This window comes from Streptomyces sp. NBC_00038 (genome assembly GCF_026343635.1).
Taxonomy (GTDB): Bacteria; Actinomycetota; Actinomycetes; order Streptomycetales; family Streptomycetaceae; genus Streptomyces.
The window spans coordinates 3,139,082-3,154,998 of record NZ_JAPELQ010000001.1 but is presented as its reverse complement, the minus strand read 5'-3'; the positions used below and the strand labels follow the sequence as shown (position 1 = coordinate 3,154,998).

15 protein-coding genes are annotated in these 15,917 nt (G+C 72.0%); 9 read left to right on the top strand and 6 right to left on the bottom strand.

From position 1 onward, the window contains the following. Positions 1-34: 34 nt before the first annotated feature. From pelF to OG219_RS14405, 8 genes are all read left to right on the top strand, one after another. Positions 35-1,609 carry a GT4 family glycosyltransferase PelF gene (gene pelF / locus OG219_RS14440; RefSeq protein WP_266826560.1) on the top strand — a complete coding sequence of 525 codons (1,575 nt, stop codon included), beginning with the start codon at positions 35-37 and terminating at the stop codon, positions 1,607-1,609. Next, positions 1,606-2,121, top strand: a complete 516-nt coding sequence (locus OG219_RS14435) for a hypothetical protein (RefSeq protein WP_266826558.1) — start codon at positions 1,606-1,608, stop codon at positions 2,119-2,121. Before pelF ends, OG219_RS14435 begins: the two co-directional genes overlap by 4 nt. After that, positions 2,118-3,596, top strand: coding sequence for a hypothetical protein (locus OG219_RS14430; protein ID WP_266826556.1), 1,479 nt, complete (start codon positions 2,118-2,120; stop codon positions 3,594-3,596). The genes OG219_RS14435 and OG219_RS14430 overlap by 4 nt, the downstream gene beginning before the upstream one ends. Before the next feature lie 48 nt (positions 3,597-3,644). Then, positions 3,645-4,664 carry an SDR family NAD(P)-dependent oxidoreductase gene (locus tag OG219_RS14425; RefSeq protein WP_266826554.1) on the top strand — a complete coding sequence of 340 codons (1,020 nt, stop codon included), beginning with the start codon at positions 3,645-3,647 and terminating at the stop codon, positions 4,662-4,664. Between the two features lie 113 nt (positions 4,665-4,777). Next, positions 4,778-5,491: a sugar phosphate nucleotidyltransferase gene (locus OG219_RS14420; protein WP_266826552.1), complete on the top strand. Its 714-nt coding sequence runs from the start codon at positions 4,778-4,780 to the stop codon at positions 5,489-5,491. A 9-nt stretch (positions 5,492-5,500) separates the two neighbouring features. Continuing rightward, positions 5,501-6,415, top strand: a complete 915-nt coding sequence (locus OG219_RS14415; RefSeq protein ID WP_266826550.1) for an NAD(P)-dependent oxidoreductase — start codon at positions 5,501-5,503, stop codon at positions 6,413-6,415. Next, positions 6,412-7,107: a spherulation-specific family 4 protein gene (locus OG219_RS14410; RefSeq protein WP_266826548.1), complete on the top strand. Its 696-nt coding sequence runs from the start codon at positions 6,412-6,414 to the stop codon at positions 7,105-7,107. Before OG219_RS14415 ends, OG219_RS14410 begins: the two co-directional genes overlap by 4 nt. Before the next feature lie 41 nt (positions 7,108-7,148). Beyond that, on the top strand, positions 7,149-7,901 hold the full coding sequence (locus tag OG219_RS14405) for an endo alpha-1,4 polygalactosaminidase (protein ID WP_266836093.1): 753 nt from the start codon (positions 7,149-7,151) through the stop codon (positions 7,899-7,901). Between the two features lie 90 nt (positions 7,902-7,991). On the opposite strand, the gene OG219_RS14400 is transcribed toward OG219_RS14405, so the two are convergent. The 6 genes from OG219_RS14400 to OG219_RS14375 all read right to left on the bottom strand — a co-directional run bounded on the left by OG219_RS14400 (position 7,992) and on the right by OG219_RS14375 (position 14,783). Next, on the bottom strand, positions 7,992-9,437 hold the full coding sequence (locus OG219_RS14400; RefSeq protein WP_266826546.1) for an MFS transporter: 1,446 nt from the start codon (positions 9,435-9,437) through the stop codon (positions 7,992-7,994). 174 nt (positions 9,438-9,611) lie between these two features. After that, a complete protein-coding gene (locus tag OG219_RS14395; RefSeq protein WP_266826544.1) occupies positions 9,612-10,043 on the bottom strand; it encodes a heme-binding protein in 432 nt (143 codons plus the stop codon). Then, complete coding sequence (locus OG219_RS14390) at positions 10,040-11,647, bottom strand: DHA2 family efflux MFS transporter permease subunit (RefSeq protein WP_266826542.1); 1,608 nt, start codon at positions 11,645-11,647, stop codon at positions 10,040-10,042. Before OG219_RS14390 ends, OG219_RS14395 begins: the two co-directional genes overlap by 4 nt. After that, the gene (locus tag OG219_RS14385) at positions 11,644-12,228 is read right to left on the bottom strand and encodes an NADPH-dependent FMN reductase (RefSeq protein ID WP_266826540.1); all 585 of its coding nucleotides are present in this window, start codon (positions 12,226-12,228) and stop codon (positions 11,644-11,646) included. The genes OG219_RS14390 and OG219_RS14385 overlap by 4 nt, the downstream gene beginning before the upstream one ends. A gap of 137 nt (positions 12,229-12,365) precedes the next feature. Beyond that, positions 12,366-13,313, bottom strand: a complete 948-nt coding sequence (locus OG219_RS14380) for a fumarylacetoacetate hydrolase family protein (protein WP_266826538.1) — start codon at positions 13,311-13,313, stop codon at positions 12,366-12,368. Positions 13,314-13,931: 618 nt separating this feature from the next. After that, the gene (locus OG219_RS14375) at positions 13,932-14,783 is read right to left on the bottom strand and encodes a hypothetical protein (RefSeq protein WP_266826536.1); all 852 of its coding nucleotides are present in this window, start codon (positions 14,781-14,783) and stop codon (positions 13,932-13,934) included. Positions 14,784-15,032: 249 nt separating this feature from the next. Here OG219_RS14375 and OG219_RS14370 point away from each other — a divergent pair, with 249 nt between their 5' ends. After that, positions 15,033-15,791, top strand: coding sequence for an SDR family NAD(P)-dependent oxidoreductase (locus tag OG219_RS14370; RefSeq protein ID WP_266826534.1), 759 nt, complete (start codon positions 15,033-15,035; stop codon positions 15,789-15,791). The last annotated feature ends 126 nt before the right edge of the window (positions 15,792-15,917 follow it).

Sequence of the window (15,917 nt, the reverse complement as noted above, 5' to 3'; positions counted from 1 at the left end):
ATGAACTGACCGTTCCTTGGGGGGAATGAGACGCATGTCCACGCGAGAACTCCTGCACGCCGTGCCGCCGCCCGGCACGGACGATCAGGCGGTGGTGACACTGCTGACGGAGGGGACGTATCCGCATCAGCACGGCGGGGTGAGTGTCTGGTGCGACCAGTTGGTACGGGGGATGCCCGACGTCGGCTTCAGGGTCGTCGCGATCACCGGGACCGGCCAGGAGGCGTTCGCGTGGGAGCTGCCCCCGAATGTGGGTGGGGTGGTCTCCGTCCCCCTGTGGGGACCGGTGCCGGACGGGCGCGCGCCCCGGGGGCGGCGGCTGCGGCGGTTCCTCGGGACGTACGAGCGGTTCCTGCTCTCGCTCCTTGAGCCCGGCTCGCCGACGTCCGGGGCGGACTTCGCCGACGGTCTGTACGCCCTTGCCGCCCGGGCCCGCAAGGGGGAGCTGTCGGCGGCCATGCGCTCTGAGGAGGCGCTGCGGACGCTTACCGCGGTGTGGAACCGGCCGCACATAGCCGTGGCCGCGGCCCGGCCGACGCTGCATGACGCGCTCACCGCCACCGAACTCCTTGAGCACGCTCTGCGGCCGCTGTCCGTCGTACCGCCCGAGGGCGGAGTGGCGCACGCCGTCAGCGGGGGGCTGGCGGCGCTGCCCGGGCTGATGGCCCATCAACTGCACGGGACGCCACTGCTGCTCACCGAGCACGGCGTCTACCTCCGTGAGCGCTACCTCGGCTACCGCACGGGCGGTTACCGCTGGCCGGTGAAGTCGCTGCTGCTCGGCTTCTTCCGGCTGCTGGCCCAGGAGACCTACGCGCGTTCCGCCCTGGTCACCCCGGGCAACCGCTACAACCGACGTTGGGAGGAGCACGGTGGCACCGCACCCGACCGGATACGTACCGTCTACAACGGAGTTGACCCCGGCGCCTTCCCGCCCGCCGGGTCGGAACCCGAACCGCCCACCCTCACCTGGGCGGGACGGGTCGACCCCATCAAGGACCTGGAGACGCTGATCCGCGCCTTCGCCCTCGTACGCGAGGAGTTGCCGCAGGCGCGGCTGCGGTTGTTCGGCGGCACTCCGCGCGGTGGGGAGGCCTACCGGGAGCGCTGCCAGGGCCTCGCCGAGGAGTTGGGGGACGGGGACGCCGTCGTCTTCGAGGGCCGGGTGGAGGACATTCGCGACGCGTACGCGGCGGGGAACGTGGTGATGCTGTCCAGCATCAGCGAGGGCTTCCCCTTCACCCTCATCGAGGCGATGTCCTGTGGGCGGGCCACTGTCTCCACCGACGTGGGCGGGGTTCGGGAAGCGGTCGGGGACACCGGCCTCGTCGTACCGCCCCGCGAGCCGCGGGAGATGGCTCGGGCGGCGCTGGAGCTGCTGCGCGATCCGTCTCGGCGTGCACGGATGGGCGAGGCCGCGCGGCTGAGGGTGATCGAACAGTTCACACTCCGGCAGACCATCGACACCTTCCGCGGGATCTACGGCGAACTCGCCGCGGGGGCCGCCGACGGGCGCGAGCGGTACGCCGAGTCCGGTGTCGCCGACGGGCGCGAGCTGCAGCAGGAGCTTGCGTTGCACGGCGTACGGCGGGCGGGGGAGGCGGGGTGATCGCGCGGACGCTGTGCTCTTTCGGCGGGATCCGCGGCGAGTTCGCGGCCACATCTGCGGCCATGTCCGCGGACGGGTCGGCCGCAGGATCCTCCGCCAGGCCCGTCGCCGGATCCCCCGCCAGCTCCGCCGACGAGTTCGCCGCCGGGCGTGAGGGGTATGCCGAGGGGTCCGTCCCCGCGCGCGGGAGGTTCGCCGGGGGGTCGGTTGCGGGGCGCGGGCGGTACGCCGACGGGGTGGCCGACGAGAGCGAGGGGTACGCCGAGGGGTCCGTCCCCGGGCGTGGGCGGTCCGACGGTGAGTTCGTCCCCGGGCATGGGCAGTACGTCGGTGGGTTCGTCGCCGAGCGTGAGGCGTGCGCCGAGGGGCCGGGGCCGGTTACGGAGCGCGAGCGGTCCGTCGACGAGTCGGTCGCCGGACGCGAGCGGCGCGTCGAAGGGGCGCCCCGCGGGTGCGAACGTCACCAGCACCCCCACGCGCACGGCACCCGGCAGGCAGGTGACGCGAAGTGAGCGGCCCCCTGCGCCTCCTCCCGGGCGACGGCGACACCGCACACGAACACGCGGGCCGCCGACGCTTCCCGGCGGGATGGCCGGACAACACGGCTGCCGGTCACGCCGGTCAGGCTGGTCAAGCCGGAGCGGCGGGCCGGGCTGGTCAAACCGGCCTCCGCGCCCCCGACGCCCTCCCCACCCTCGCCCCCCGCCCCCTCCGCCGCCGCCCCTCCTGGGCCGAAGACCCCTTCGACGAACTCGCCGAACGCCTGGCGGACGTGTGCGGCGCGGCCGTACACCCGGACGAGATCGCCGCCGTACTGGAGTCGGACGGTCTGACGCAGGAACAGATCACCGGCCGCTACGGACGGCGAGACCTCTTCGAGGTCGCCGAGGAGCTGTACGAACGGGTACCCCGCCGCTTCCCCGACCCGGAACCGCCGCCGGACCCCTGGCGGACCAGCCCATGGCGGTGCGTACTGCGCGGCGCGGTCTTCGGACTCCCCGGGCTGGCCTACGTGTTGGGCGCCGGGCTTCTCGCGAGCGGCACCGGCGCCATCGCCGGGCTGGCAGCCTCGGCGCTGGTCGCCTGGGCGTGGAACCAGGGCCTGGCCCACCGCGCGTATGTGCGGCTCGCGAGCGGTGGCCGCCGTGCCGCCGCGCGCAGTCTGCGCGTCGGGGCACCGGTCGGGGCGCTGGCCGCGATGGCGGCAGGGCTGCTGCTGTCGGGGCCCGGCACCATGGCCGCGTTCGCCGCCGGGCAGGCGCTGTATCTCGCGGCGGGCACGGTGCTCCTCGTCCTTGGCCGCGAACGGGATCTGCTGCTCGCACTTGCCCCGACGGTCGCCGGAGCGGCCTCACTGCTCCTGTGGGACCCCGGCCCGGGGGCCGTCACCGCGCTGCTCCTCGTCACCGTCGCGGCGGCGGTGCTGCTGGCTGCCCGCGAGATCGTACGGTCGGGGCGTGCGGAGAGCTCGGCGGGCCCCGGCAATGGGCCGCCCGTCGTCGCCTCTCTTCCGTACGCGTTGTTCGGCCTGGCGGCGGGGGCGTTGACACTGATGGCCGCGTCGGCCGACGGGCCCGCCGTGGTCGTGCTCACCCTGAGCATGGGCGTCGCCGAGTGGCTCCTCTACCGCTACCGGAGCCTGGGCCTCGCCGCCCTGCGGCACAGCACCACGCCCAGGGGCTTCCAACTCCGGGCCGGGCGGGCGCTGTTGCTGTGCCTCGCCGGATACCTGGCGGTGCTGGCCGCGCCCACCCTGATCCGCGGGGTGTCGCCGGGACCGCTGCTGGCGCTGGGAGCCGTCCTGTGGACCGCGCTCCTGCTCCAGGCCTTCGGAACGGCCTGGCCGCCCGCCACGATCTGTCTGGCCGCCGCGCTGGGCGCGGCCCTCGGCCCCACCGCCATCCGCCCACTCGTCTGCGCCTGCGCCGCCGTCGCGCTGGTGCTCATCTCGTACGCCCTGCTGGGCCGCGCCACGGCCCACCGCTGACACCGCCTCCGTCACTCGCATCACCCTGACAACAGAGGAGACAGACCCGTGACCGAATCCCGACCCGGAACCGGAACCGGACCCGTAGCCGTCACCGGAGCCGAGGGATTCATCGGCTCGCACCTGGTGGAGGCGCTCGTCGCCGCCGGGCACCGGGTGCGCGCGATGGCCCAGTACAACTCCTTCTCCTCCTACGGCTGGCTGGAGACCCTGCCGCAGGACGTGATGGACAGCGTCGAGGTCGTGCTCGGCGACGTACGCGACCCCGGCTCGGTGGACCGGCTGCTGGCCGGCACGGAGGCCGTCTACCACCTGGCGGCGCTGATCGCGATCCCGTACTCCTACCAGGCGCCGCACAGTTACGTGGACACCAACGTCACCGGCACCCTCAACGTCCTGGAGACGGTCCGCCGGCTCGACATCCCGCGCCTCGTGCACACCTCCACCAGCGAGACGTACGGCACGGCCCAGACGGTGCCGATCACCGAGGACCACCCCATCAACACGCAGTCCCCGTACGCCGCTTCGAAGGCGGGCGGCGACCGGCTCGCCGACAGCTACCACGCGAGCTTCGACACCCAGGTGGTCACCCTGCGGCCGTTCAACACCTTCGGGCCGCGCCAGTCGATGCGGGCGGTGATCCCGACCGTCATCGGGCAGGTCGCGGCGGGGGAGCGGACCATCACCCTCGGCGACCTGCGGCCCACCCGCGACTTCACCTTCGCCAAGGACACCGCGCAGGCCTTCCTCGCGGTGGGCACCGCGCCCGCCGAGGCCGTCGTCGGGCGCACCTTCAACGCCGGTACCGGCGGCGAGATCTCGGTCGGCGACCTGGTCACCCTGATCGGCAAGCTGATGGCCGCCGACCTGGAGGTCCGCGAGGACGCGCAGCGCATCCGCCCGGCCGGGTCGGAGGTGATGCGGCTGGTCTGCGATGCGTCGCGACTGCGCACCGCCACCGGCTGGGAGCCCGCCCACAGCCTCGAAGAGGGACTGGAGGCGACCATCGCCTTCTTCCGCGACCCGGCGAACCTCGCCCGCTACAAGACGAACGTCTACAACATCTGACGGCTCCCCGACCCACCGAAGACCCACCCAAGACCTACCGAATCCCCGACCTACCGAATACCTGAACCCAGGAATCCTGCGACACCTGACCACAGTCGGAAGGAAACCCCACGATGCATGCAGTCATCCTGGCCGGAGGCAAAGGCGTGCGGTTGCGGCCCTACACGACCGCCCTGCCCAAGCCGCTCGTCCCCATCGGCGACCAGCACGCGATCCTGGAGATCGTGATGCGGCAGCTCGCCGGAGCCGGCTTCACCACCTGCACCATCGCCATCGGGCACCTCGGCCACATCATCCGGGCCTATGTCGGCAACGGCTCCCAGTGGGGCCTGCGGGTCGGTTACTCCACCGAGGACAGCCCGCTGGGCACCATGGGCCCGCTGCTGACCATGCTCGACCGGCTGCCCGAGCACTTCCTCGTCATGAACGGCGACATCCTCACCGACCTCGACTTCGGCGCCGTACTGCGCAGTCACGAGGAATCGGACTCGCCGCTGACCATCGCCACCTACGCGCGTACGGTCGCCATCGACTTCGGCGTGCTCACCACCGAAGCCGGCAAGGTCGTCGGCTTCGCCGAGAAGCCGAGCATGGACTACCGGGTCTCCATGGGCGTCTACGGACTCACCCGCGACACTCTCAACGGGTACACCCCCGGGCTGCCGCTCGGCTTCGACGAACTGGTCCTGGACCTGCTCAAGGCCGAAACCCCGCCCGCCGCCTACGAGTTCGACGGCTACTGGCTCGACATAGGCCGCCCGGACGACTACGACAGGGCCAACGCGGAGTTCACCACGCGCCGCCCCGCCCTGCTCAAGGGAGTGTGACCCGGCATCATGCGCATCCTCGTCCTGGGCTCCACCGGATTCCTCGGCGGCCACGTCGCCGGGCAGCTGCGCACCCTCGCGGGTGTGCGGGTGCTCGGCGGCGGCCGCTCGGTGAACCCCGGTCTGCCCGTGAACCTCCCCGTGGACCTCGCCGCCATCTCCGTCGCCGGACTCGCACGGTCCCTGCGGGCCCTCGCCCCGGACACCGTCGTCAACTGTGCGGGCGCCGTCGGCGGTGACCCCGTACGCATGGCCGAGACCAACGCCCGCGGGCCCGCCGTACTGTGCGAGGCGCTGCGGGAGGCGGCCCCCGGCGCCCGTCTGGTCCACCTGGGATCGGCCGCCGAGTACGGGCCGACGCCCGCCGGGGAGACGCTCACCGAGAGTTCGCCGGTCAGCCCGCAGGGCACCTACGGGGCGACCAAGCTGGCCGGGTCGTACGCGGTGACGGAAGCCGGAGATACCGGCCTGGACACCGTCGTCCTGCGGGTGTTCAACCCGGTCGGCCCCGGCGCGCCCGCCGCCAGTCTGTCGGGACGGCTCGCGGAGGAACTGCGGCGCGCGGGGACCGACGGCACGGTCCGGGTCGGCGACCTGTCGGCGTACCGCGACTTCGTCGACGTACGGGATGTGGCGCGGGCCGCCGTGCTCGCGGCCACCGGCCCCGGCCCCCTGCCACCCGTCCTCAACATCGGCAGCGGCACGGCCACTTGCGCCCGGGACCTTGCTCAGGAGCTGGCGCGGGCCGCCGGATTCCAGGGCCGGATCGAGGAACGCGGCGCCGGATCGCAGCGGTCGTCGGCCGTGTCCTGGCAGCGGGCGGACGTGACCGCCGCCGCGGACGCCCTCGGCTGGCGGCCCGAACTGACACTGACCGACTCGCTCACCGGCCTGTGGGCCGAGCACACCCGGGTTCCGGCGTGACGGACCCGGCGACGGTCCCCGGCCGGGGCGGGCTGCTCGTCCCGCTCTACGTCCACCCCGCCGTGGACCCGGCCGCCTGGCGCGCCCTGATCCGCGCCGGTCCACAGGTCTACGGCGTCGTCCTCAACGTCGCCGACGGACCCGGCGCCAGCCCCGACCCGGCCTTCGTCGAGGCGGTCGCGCAGCTGCGCGAGGCGGACGTGCGGGTGTTCGGATACGTGGACACGGCATACGGCGACCGGTCGGTCCGCGCGCTCGTCGGCGACCTGCGCAGGTACCGCCGCTGGTACGACACCGACGGCGCCTTCCTCGACCGCACCGCCTCCGGCACCGGGCCGCTGCGCCACTACCGCCGGCTGGTGCGCGCCGCCCGGGTCTGCGGCTCCCGCACCGTCGTCCTCAACCCGGGCGTCCATCCGGACCCGGGCTACGCCGAGTTCGCCGACCTCCTCGTCACCTTCGAGGGCACCTGGAAGACGTACCGCCACGCCGATTTCACGGTGCCCGCCTGGACCGGCGCCCATCCGCCCGACCGCTTCTGCCACTTGGTGTACGGCGTTCCGGACGGGCTCTGCGATGTCGCTGCGCGCACCGCCCGGATGCGCGGGGCCGGCGTGCACTGCGCCGTCCCGGGCAGCGGCGCGAACCCGTGGAGCGGCCTGCCGCCGAGCTTGGAGAGGGAAGCGTCTTGAGGCACGCCGCACGGCCGGGATCCGCAACCGCCCTTGCCCTCATGGTCCTTGCCCTGCTCCTCGCGGGCTGCACCACCAACACCCCAGCCAAGTCCGGCCGTTGGCAGCCGCGCCCCGGCACCGCCTGGCAATGGCAGCTCAGTGGCCGGATCGACACCTCCGTACAGGTCCCGGTGTACGACATCGACGGCTACGAGAACAGCGCGGCCGTGGTCGAGCGCCTGCACGCCGACGGACGCAAGGTGATCTGCTACATCAACGCCGGTGCCTGGGAGGACTTCCGCCCCGACCACAAGGCCTTCCCCGCCGCCGTGCTCGGCAAGGGCAACGGCTGGGACGGCGAGCGGTGGCTCGACATCCGCCAACTCGACGTGCTGCGCCCCATCATGGCCAAGCGCATGGACATGTGCCGGGACAAGGGCTTCGACGCCGTCGAGCCGGACCTCCTGGACGGCTACACCAACAAGACCGGCTTTCCCCTCACCGCCGCGGACCAGCTCGCGTACAACCGCATGATCGCGGACCTGGCACACGAACGGGGCCTGGCCGTCGGGCTGAAGAACGACCTGGAGCAGATCCCGCAGCTGGTCGGGGACTTCGACTTCGCCGTCAACGAGCAGTGCGCGGAGTACGACGAGTGCGCGTCGCTCACACCGTTCGTCAAGGCACGCAAGGCGGTCTTCCATGTGGAGTACGAGGTGTCCACGGGGAAGTTCTGTCCCACCGCCGAGCGGCTGGGCCTCGACTCGATGCTGAAGCGGCTCTCGCTGGACGCGTGGCGGCGGGCGTGCTGAGCCCGAAGTGACTTCCTGTGAACGCCTCTTGAGGATCACCGTCACCTGGCCATCTCGACCTCTTCCTCCTCCACCACGCCCGGCGTGCCGTCACGCCTGCCGAGCGTGAAGCCCGGCAGTGCCACGAGGAAGGCGACGGCGGCCAGGGCGGCCGCGCCGATGAGGCCGGTCTGCGCGGCGGCGGCCCAGTCGCCGTGCGTGGCGGCGATCCGGCTGAAGAGCAGGGAGGTCGCCAGCGCCGTCCCGAGCGAGGTGCCGATCTTCATGCCGGTCTGGTAGACCCCGGCCGCGGTGCTGCCCTCCTTGCGCGGTACACGGTGCAGGGCGAGGGTCTGGTTGGCCGCGATGACGCAACCGGCGCCGCAGCCGGCCACCAGGAGCGGTCCGGCGAGCAGCAGCCCCATGGGCGTGCCCGGAGCCGGAGGAACCGCCGACCACCAGGGCCGTGGCGGCCAGCCCGACGGCGGTCACGGCGGTACCGCCGATCACCAGCGGGGGGCCGACGCGGTGCACGATACGGCCGCTGATCACGCCGCAGACCGCCGAACCGACGGTGAAGGCCACGATGGACAGCGCCGCGTGCAGCGCCGTGTAGCCAAGGCCCTGTTGGAGGAACTGGGTCAGGACGATGAAGATGCCCGTGAACCCGCCGTACAGCGAAGCCGCGACCAGCGTGCCCACCCAGTAGTGGCGCTCACGGAACAGGTTCAGGTCGACCAGCGGCTGCCGGCCCTGCCGTGCGACGGCGCGCTCCCGCAGGACGAAGACGACGAGGAGCGCGAGGCCGGTCCACGTCAGCCACCACCGGCGGTCGACCCAGTCCCCGCTCTGCAGCAGGGGCAGCATCACGGCCGTGACGGCGAGACCGAGGACCAGGACACCGACCAGGTCGAGCGTGCGGCGCGCCTCCACACGGTGGCCTTGCGGCAGCAGACGCAGGGCGAGGAAGAGGACGACGACGTCCAGCGGGATGAACGCGAAGAAGACCCAGCGCCAGCCCTCGCCCGTGCCGAAGACATGCAGGATGACGCCGCCGAGAAGCGGGCCGATCGCGGTCGACAGGCTCACCGTCGCGCCGTAGTAGCCGAAGGCGCGGCCCCGTTCGCGCGCCGGGTACATCTGGTGCAGCAGTCCGACGACCTGGGGGGCGACCAGTCCGGCGGCGACACCCCTGGCGAGCCGTGCCGCGTCCAGCCACACGGCGTCGGGCGCCACTCCGCACAGCACGCCGGTGACGATGAACAGCACCATCCCGATGACGAAGATCTTTCGCCGGCCGAACTCGTCCCCGAGGCGGCCCGCCGGGACCAGCATCAGGCCGAAGGTCAGCGTGTATCCGGCGAGCGACCAGGTGACGTCGGCGGGCGTCAGGTGCAGATGCTCCTCCATCGAGGGCAGCGCGACGGTCACGATGCTCACGTCGAGGAGGGTCAGGAAGGCGGCGGCTATGCAGATGAGCAGGGCCTGTGCGCGTCGCCTGGGGGTGAGATCGGGCGGGGTGGGTATCGCGGTTGTCGCGAGGTCTTCAGGCGTCATTGCCATGGTGCACCTCAGTTTCCCATCGGCTGTCCGTGCGGGCATTTCGATGCCGTGCGGGGCGCGCGGGGCGCCCCACGGGGAATGCGGCTCCTTGCTGGAGTACATCCGTGTCCGGTGGTGCTGACCGGGATCCGCCCCGTCCCGGGGGCGGATCCCGGCCGTCCGGCGCGGTCAGCCCGCGTCGGCCACCAGGCCGGCCTGTTCCACTCCGAAGACTGCGACGAGCTCGTCGTTCTCGGGCCGCTCTCCGCTGACGCCCACCGCGCCGAGCAGCTCGCCCTCCTTGTCCCTGATGAGCACACCGCCCCGGGAGGAGGCGATGCGGCCCTCGGAGATCGAGGCCAGGGCGGCGAAGAAGGCGGGGTCGCGGGTCGCGTGCCGCGCTCCGGCCGCGCCGCCCGAGCCGGTGCCGAGGCAGCCCCATGCCTTGGCGTGCGCGATCTGCGGGCGCAGGATGCCCGCGCCGTCCTCCCGCTTGACGACCTGGGGGTGGCCTCCCGGGTCGAGCACGGTGATCGTCAGGGGGCGCAGTCCCAGGTCGCGCGCGTGGCTCAGCGCGGCGTCGACGATCTCGGATGCCTGGGTCAGACTCAGACCGGTCATGGCTGTGGATCCTCTGCTTTCTGGCTGTTCTGGCTGTACTTGGTGTTCTTGGTGTTCTGGGTGTGCGGGGTGGTGGTGGCCGATGGAGCGGGTGAGGCCAGGGGGTCTCCTTCGTGGTGGGGTCGATGCTTGCGCCGGCCGGTCCGGGGAGGCGGGATCGTGCTCGCCGCGTCGGCGTCGCTGACCCGCGTGGCCGCGTACAGGCCCAGCAGGTTGAGCGCGGCGGCGGTGAGGAAGGCGGCGCGGTAGCCGGACATGTCCGGGGCGCTTCCGGTGCCGGACGCGCCGCCCGTGGCCGACACCAGGACGGTGGTGGCCACCGCGACTCCTGCCGCGCCGCCGATCCTGCGGCCGACGTTGAAGAGGGTCGAGGCCCGGCCGGAGGACGACGAGGTGACCGTGGCGAAGGACGCGGACTGGGTGCCCACGAACACCTGGCCGACGGAGAGGCCCATGGCGAAGAGCAGCAGCCGGACCCACCACAGACCGGTGTCCGTGTGCCACAGGCTCATCAGCGCGATGGTCGTACTCGTGCCGGCCGCGCCCAGCATCAGATGCCTGCGGGGGCGCAGCCTGCGGTAGAGCAGCCGGCTGGCGAGCTGTGAGCCGGTGACCACGCCCACGGCCTCGGCGAAAATGGTCAGTCCGGCGGCCAGCGGGGTCATTCCCCGCTCGTCCTGGAGGTAGAGCGTGACCGTGAACAAGGTGCCGAGGAAGGCCACCGACTGCACGGTCATCACCGCGGTACCGGACGCGAACAGACGGTCCGACAGCAGCCGTACGTCCATCATCGGGGACTCCTTGCGGAGTTCGACGACGATCATCGCGGCGATCAGGACGACGCCCAAGGCCACGCAGGCGGCGATCGGGGCCGTGGTCCAGCCCCGCTCGGGCCCCTCCGAGACGCCGTACATCAGCAGGCCGAGTCCGGACGCCGCGAGCAGGAACCCGGTCAGGTCGAAGCGCTCGGTGGGCCGGGCGGGCTCGTTGCGCAGGTACAGCACGCCGAACACGACCGCGAAGACGCCGACCGGCACATTGACGTAGAAGATCGCCCGCCAGGAGACCTCGGTGACCAGCAGGCCGCCGACCACCGGGCCGAGGGTGGGCGCGAGGCCGTTGGCGATGCTCAGGATCGCCGAGGCCCGCACCCGTTCCCCGGGGGCGAAGGCGCGCAGCAGCATCGCCATGCCGACCGAGGCGAGCATGCCGCCGCCCGCGCCCTGCAGGACACGGAACGCGACCAGTTCACCGATGCTCGTCGCCATCCCGCACAGCGCCGAGCCGGCGGTGAAGACGGCGACGGCGGTCAGCAGGGTGCGCTTGCCGCCGAAGCGGTCGCCGAGCCAGCCGGAGGCCGGGACGAAGACGGCCAGGCTCACCAGGTAGGAGATCGAGACCGTGTCGACGGCGGTGGACGGCACGGAGAAGGCGCGGCCGATCGACGGGAGCGCGACGTTGACGATGGTCATGTCCAGCGTGCTCAGGAAGAGCCCGGCCACGTAGACGACGCCGACCGCCACCTTCTGGCTGACGACGATCCGGGGGACGCGCCGCCCGTCCGGAACGTCACCGGCGGGCACCGCGACCGGGTCCCCGCTCACCCGACCGGGTCGCCGAGCCGGGCCGCGGAGAGCGTGACGGTCAGCTGGAGCAGCTCGTCCAGCATGGCCGACGCGTCCGCGTCCAGCCCGGGGGAGGATTCGAGGGTCCCACCTGCGGTCATCGCCGTCCGGATGGACGGGATGTGCACGGAGTGCGAGAGCGGCATCATCTTCAGCGCGGACACGACCGGGATCAGCGCGGTGACGGCTCTGGCACCGCCGGAGACACCGCCGTAGGCGACGAACGCGACCGGCTTGCCCGCCCACTCCTTCGCCAGGAAGTCGAGGGCGTTCTTGGTCGCCGCGTTGTAGCTGTGGTTGTACTCGGGGACGACGAACACATAGGCGTCGGCGGCGCGTACGGTCTCGCTCCAGCGCCGGGTGTGGTCGTGGTCGTACCGGCCGCGCTGCGGGGGGCGCGGCTCGTCGAGCAGCGGCAGGCCGACCTCGGCGAGGTCGACGAACTCTATGCCGAAGCCCTCGTGGCGGACCGCCAGGTCGTGGAACCAGGTGCCGACGGCGTGGCCGCGGCGGCCCGGGCGGGTGCTGCCGACGATGATCTGCAGGTGTGGTGCGGGCATGACCGACCTCCGGTGGCTCAGTGGGTGAGTGGCTCAGCCGCTCAGCCGCTCAGGCGCTCAGCGGCTCAGCGGCTCAGTGGTTGAGTGCCTCAGTGCCTCAGTGCCTCAGTGCCTCAGTGGGTGAGTGGCTGAGCCACTCAGTCGTCGAGGACGACTTTGTTCTCGATGACTCCGAGTCCTTCGACCTCTCCTCGGAGCACGTCGCCCGGTCGTACGAGGCCGTGGCGGAGCGGCGTTCCGGTCGAGAGCACGTCGCCGGGCACCAGGGTGAGCGCGGCGGTGAGCCAGGCCAGTTGCTCGGGAACGGAATGGAACATCTCGGCGGTGCTGCCGTCCTGTCGCAGCTCGCCGTTGATCCAGGAGCGGATGCGCACGTCGTGCGGGTCGGGGATCTCGTCGGCCGTGACGAACCAGGGCCCGGTGATCCCGTACGTGTCGAAACCCTGGGCGCGGTCCAGGCGGTTGCTGTCCAGCTCGGAGACGTCCCGCGAGCCCGTGTCGCAGAAGCCGACGTAACCGGCCACGGCCCGCATGGCGTTCTCGGGGGTGAGCCGGCGCGAGCGGCGGCCGATGACGACGGCCAGCTCCACCTCCGGGTCGACCCTCTCGGAGATGACCGGACACCGGAGCTCGTCGTGCGGTCCCGCCAGCGAGCCGATGGCCTTGAGGAAACCCCGGAGCGCCGGCTTCGGCTTGTCCTGGGAGCCGGGCGGCTCGTCCTCGGGCCGCCGGCGCGGGTAGTTGACCTGCACGCACCAGATGGTCTGCGGCCGTCCGACCGCCGGGCCGAGACGCCCGGCCTCGTCGGACCAGAGGCAGTCCTCGTGCAGCTCCCCGGTGTCGGCGTGGTCGACGGCCCACTCGAACACCGCCCGGACCGCGGTGAGTTCGGGATCCGCCTGGAGGAGCGCGGGCAGGTCACCGGGTACGTCGAGGCGGGAGCGGGCCAGGGCGTCGTCCCGGTGGACGCCCAGGGTCTCCAGCCGTCGTACGAACGCGGCCTGGACGTCGATGAGTTGGTGCGGGATGACTTCGGCGAAGCAGAGCCGGTCGCCGAAGGGGGTCCGCCGGGTGGCGATTTTCACAGGAGGGGGCTTTCTGTGAGTGCGGGTTGGAGGGGCGGTGGGGTGGGGGCTCCGGTCTGCCGGGTGACCGTCGGTCGGGAATCGGGGTAAGGGGCTTCCCGAGGTGCTGTTCGTTCCGGTGGTTGCCCTGCGAGGGCTGTCTGCCGGGGTGAACGGCCCACCGGGGCGGCAGTCGGCTTCCGGGGGAGGCCGCCCGTCAGGGGGCCCGGGGACCCGGCCATGACCCGGCAGGGACACCGCCGTCGACGACGGCCCGTCCGGCGGTCGCCCCGCCACCGGAACGCCGACCGACCGGAGCGCCGATCCAGCCCGGCGCGAGGCCCGCGCCGCGTCAGCCTCGCCCGCCGACGAACCGTGGGCGGCGGCAGGCGTCGCCGTACGGCTCCGACCGGCCGATACAGGCGTACGTCGATGATCAGCCCGTATCGGCGTACGGCCAGGAGCGACCGTGTCGGCGAGGAGCCACCGTGTCGGCGGGGACGACCGGTGTCGCCCTGGAGCCACCGTTCCGGCCCAGGGCAAGCCCGGCCGAAGACGGCGTACGGCAACCGCTCCCGTCCAGGAGCCGACCGTGCCGCCCCGCCGCCCCGCTAGGCCCGTGTCGGCGCACGGCCGTGCTCAGCCGTCGGCGGCGTCCTTGGCGTTCTCGAACCGGATGCCGCCGTCGGTGAGGGAGGTGACGAACTTGTCGTCGTCGGGCTCGACGGGCTGCTGGATCGGGGGGAGGCCGATGGTGAACAGGATCAGTTCCTCGGTGGCCGCGAAGCGGACCTTCTCCCCGGGGTCGGCGTCCACCGCACCCAGCTTGCTGACGGCGGTGTCCTCGATGGTGCCCGCGCCCGAGAGGACGACCGTCAGGCGGCGGGCGTCCTCGCTCTGCGAGACCCATTCGGCGCCGGCGTCGATCTTGAGGAACTCGATCCAGAACTGCCGCTCGGTGTAGGTGCCGATGGGCTTGTGCTTGACGCCGGTCCAGCCGGTCACCGGGAGCCAGTTGTAGTGGTCCGGGTTGCTGATCACGACGCCGTTGTAGCGCGGCTTGGGGAACCGCTGCTCGCGTACCGCGCGCTGTTCGGCCTGGGCCTCCTTGTTGTCGGGGCCGCGGCCGCGGCCGGCGCCCATGCCGAGCGCGGAGGCGCCGCCGAACTGCAGGACGAGCTGGAGTTGCTTGGGGTCGGTCAGCGGGTCGTCCTGGGGGCCGTAGGTCTGGCCCTCGGGGAAGTAGCCGACCTCGCCCTCGCGCAGGATGCCCTGCTCGCCCAGGTTCATGTCGCCGACCAGCGGCAGGCGGATCTGCTCGAAGGTGTGGCAGTGCCGGGGCATCAGGAAGTCGGCTTCCTGACGGCCCAGGATGTAGCGGTAGTTGTCCATGGGCTTGCTCCGGTCGCCCATGAGCAGGTAGTTGAACGAGACCGTCCCGCGGGGGTGGTCCATCTTGTACGCGTTCTCGTCGAACGGTGCGATCTTCATCGCGGTCCTCCGTAATCCGATGCGAGCCCGTGCGCGGCCGGTGCGTGTGGGGCGGCTTCGCGCCGATGGGCTGATGACTGTGTCCGTGACCGTCCGGGTCCTTCGGCGCTTCCGCGGGTCCCACCGCGGCGCGCTTTCCAGGTGACATCCGTTCGTCACTACAACCAAGAAACCTTCTTGGTAGGTTTGTGTCAAGGTAGGTGATGAGCTTTTCCTCGAATCGAGGGAACGAACCCGAAGGAGTGGGCCGTGGCCGAGCTTGATCTGAAGGGGACCGTCACCGTGGTGACCGGGGCTTCGAGCGGGATAGGCGCTGCCGTGGCGCGCGTCCTGGCGGCGCGGGGCTCGGCCGTCGCGCTGGTGGCCCGGCGCGAGGACCGGCTCGCCGCGCTGGCCGCGGAGCTGACCGCGGCGGGAGGGCGGGCGCTGTCGGTGCCGGCCGACGTGACCGACGCGGAACAGGCCCGCGCGGCGGTGGAGTGCGCCGTGGAGGCGTGGGGGCGGCTCGACATCCTCGTCAACAACGCCGGCGTGCCCCAGCGGGGCCCGCTGATGGACTCCTCGCCCGCGGAGTTCGACCGGGTGGTGGGTGTGAACCTGCTGGGCAACATGTACTGCGCGCACGCCGCCCTGCCGCACCTGGTCGAGGCGGCCGCCGGTGAGCCCCGTCGGGTCGCCGACCTGGTCAACGTCAGCTCGGTGGCAGGGCGCGTCGTCCACAAGACCACGGGCGTGTACAACGCGAGCAAGTACGGGCTCAACGCGTACACCGAGGCGCTGCGCCAGGAGGTGGCGGGCCGCCGGGTCCGCGTCTCGGTCCTTGAACCGTCCGCGGTGGAGACCGAGCTGTTCCCGCCGCGGGTCCGGCAGGAACTCGCGAGCAGGATAGGGACCTACGAACGCCTGAGCGCCATGGACGTCGCCGACGCCGTCGAGTACGTCGTGACTCGCCCCGCGCATGCCGCGGTGAGTGAATTGCTCATCCGCCCCAGCGAGTCGGAGCGCTGAACGATCGGAGCGCTGAACGAGCTGTGAAAGCCTTGAATTCAACCTACCTAGTAGGTTAGCTTTCTTGTTGGATGGGCCATCGAGGTCCCGGGCCATGGAGGTTCGGGGGACGAGGTCCAGAAACCC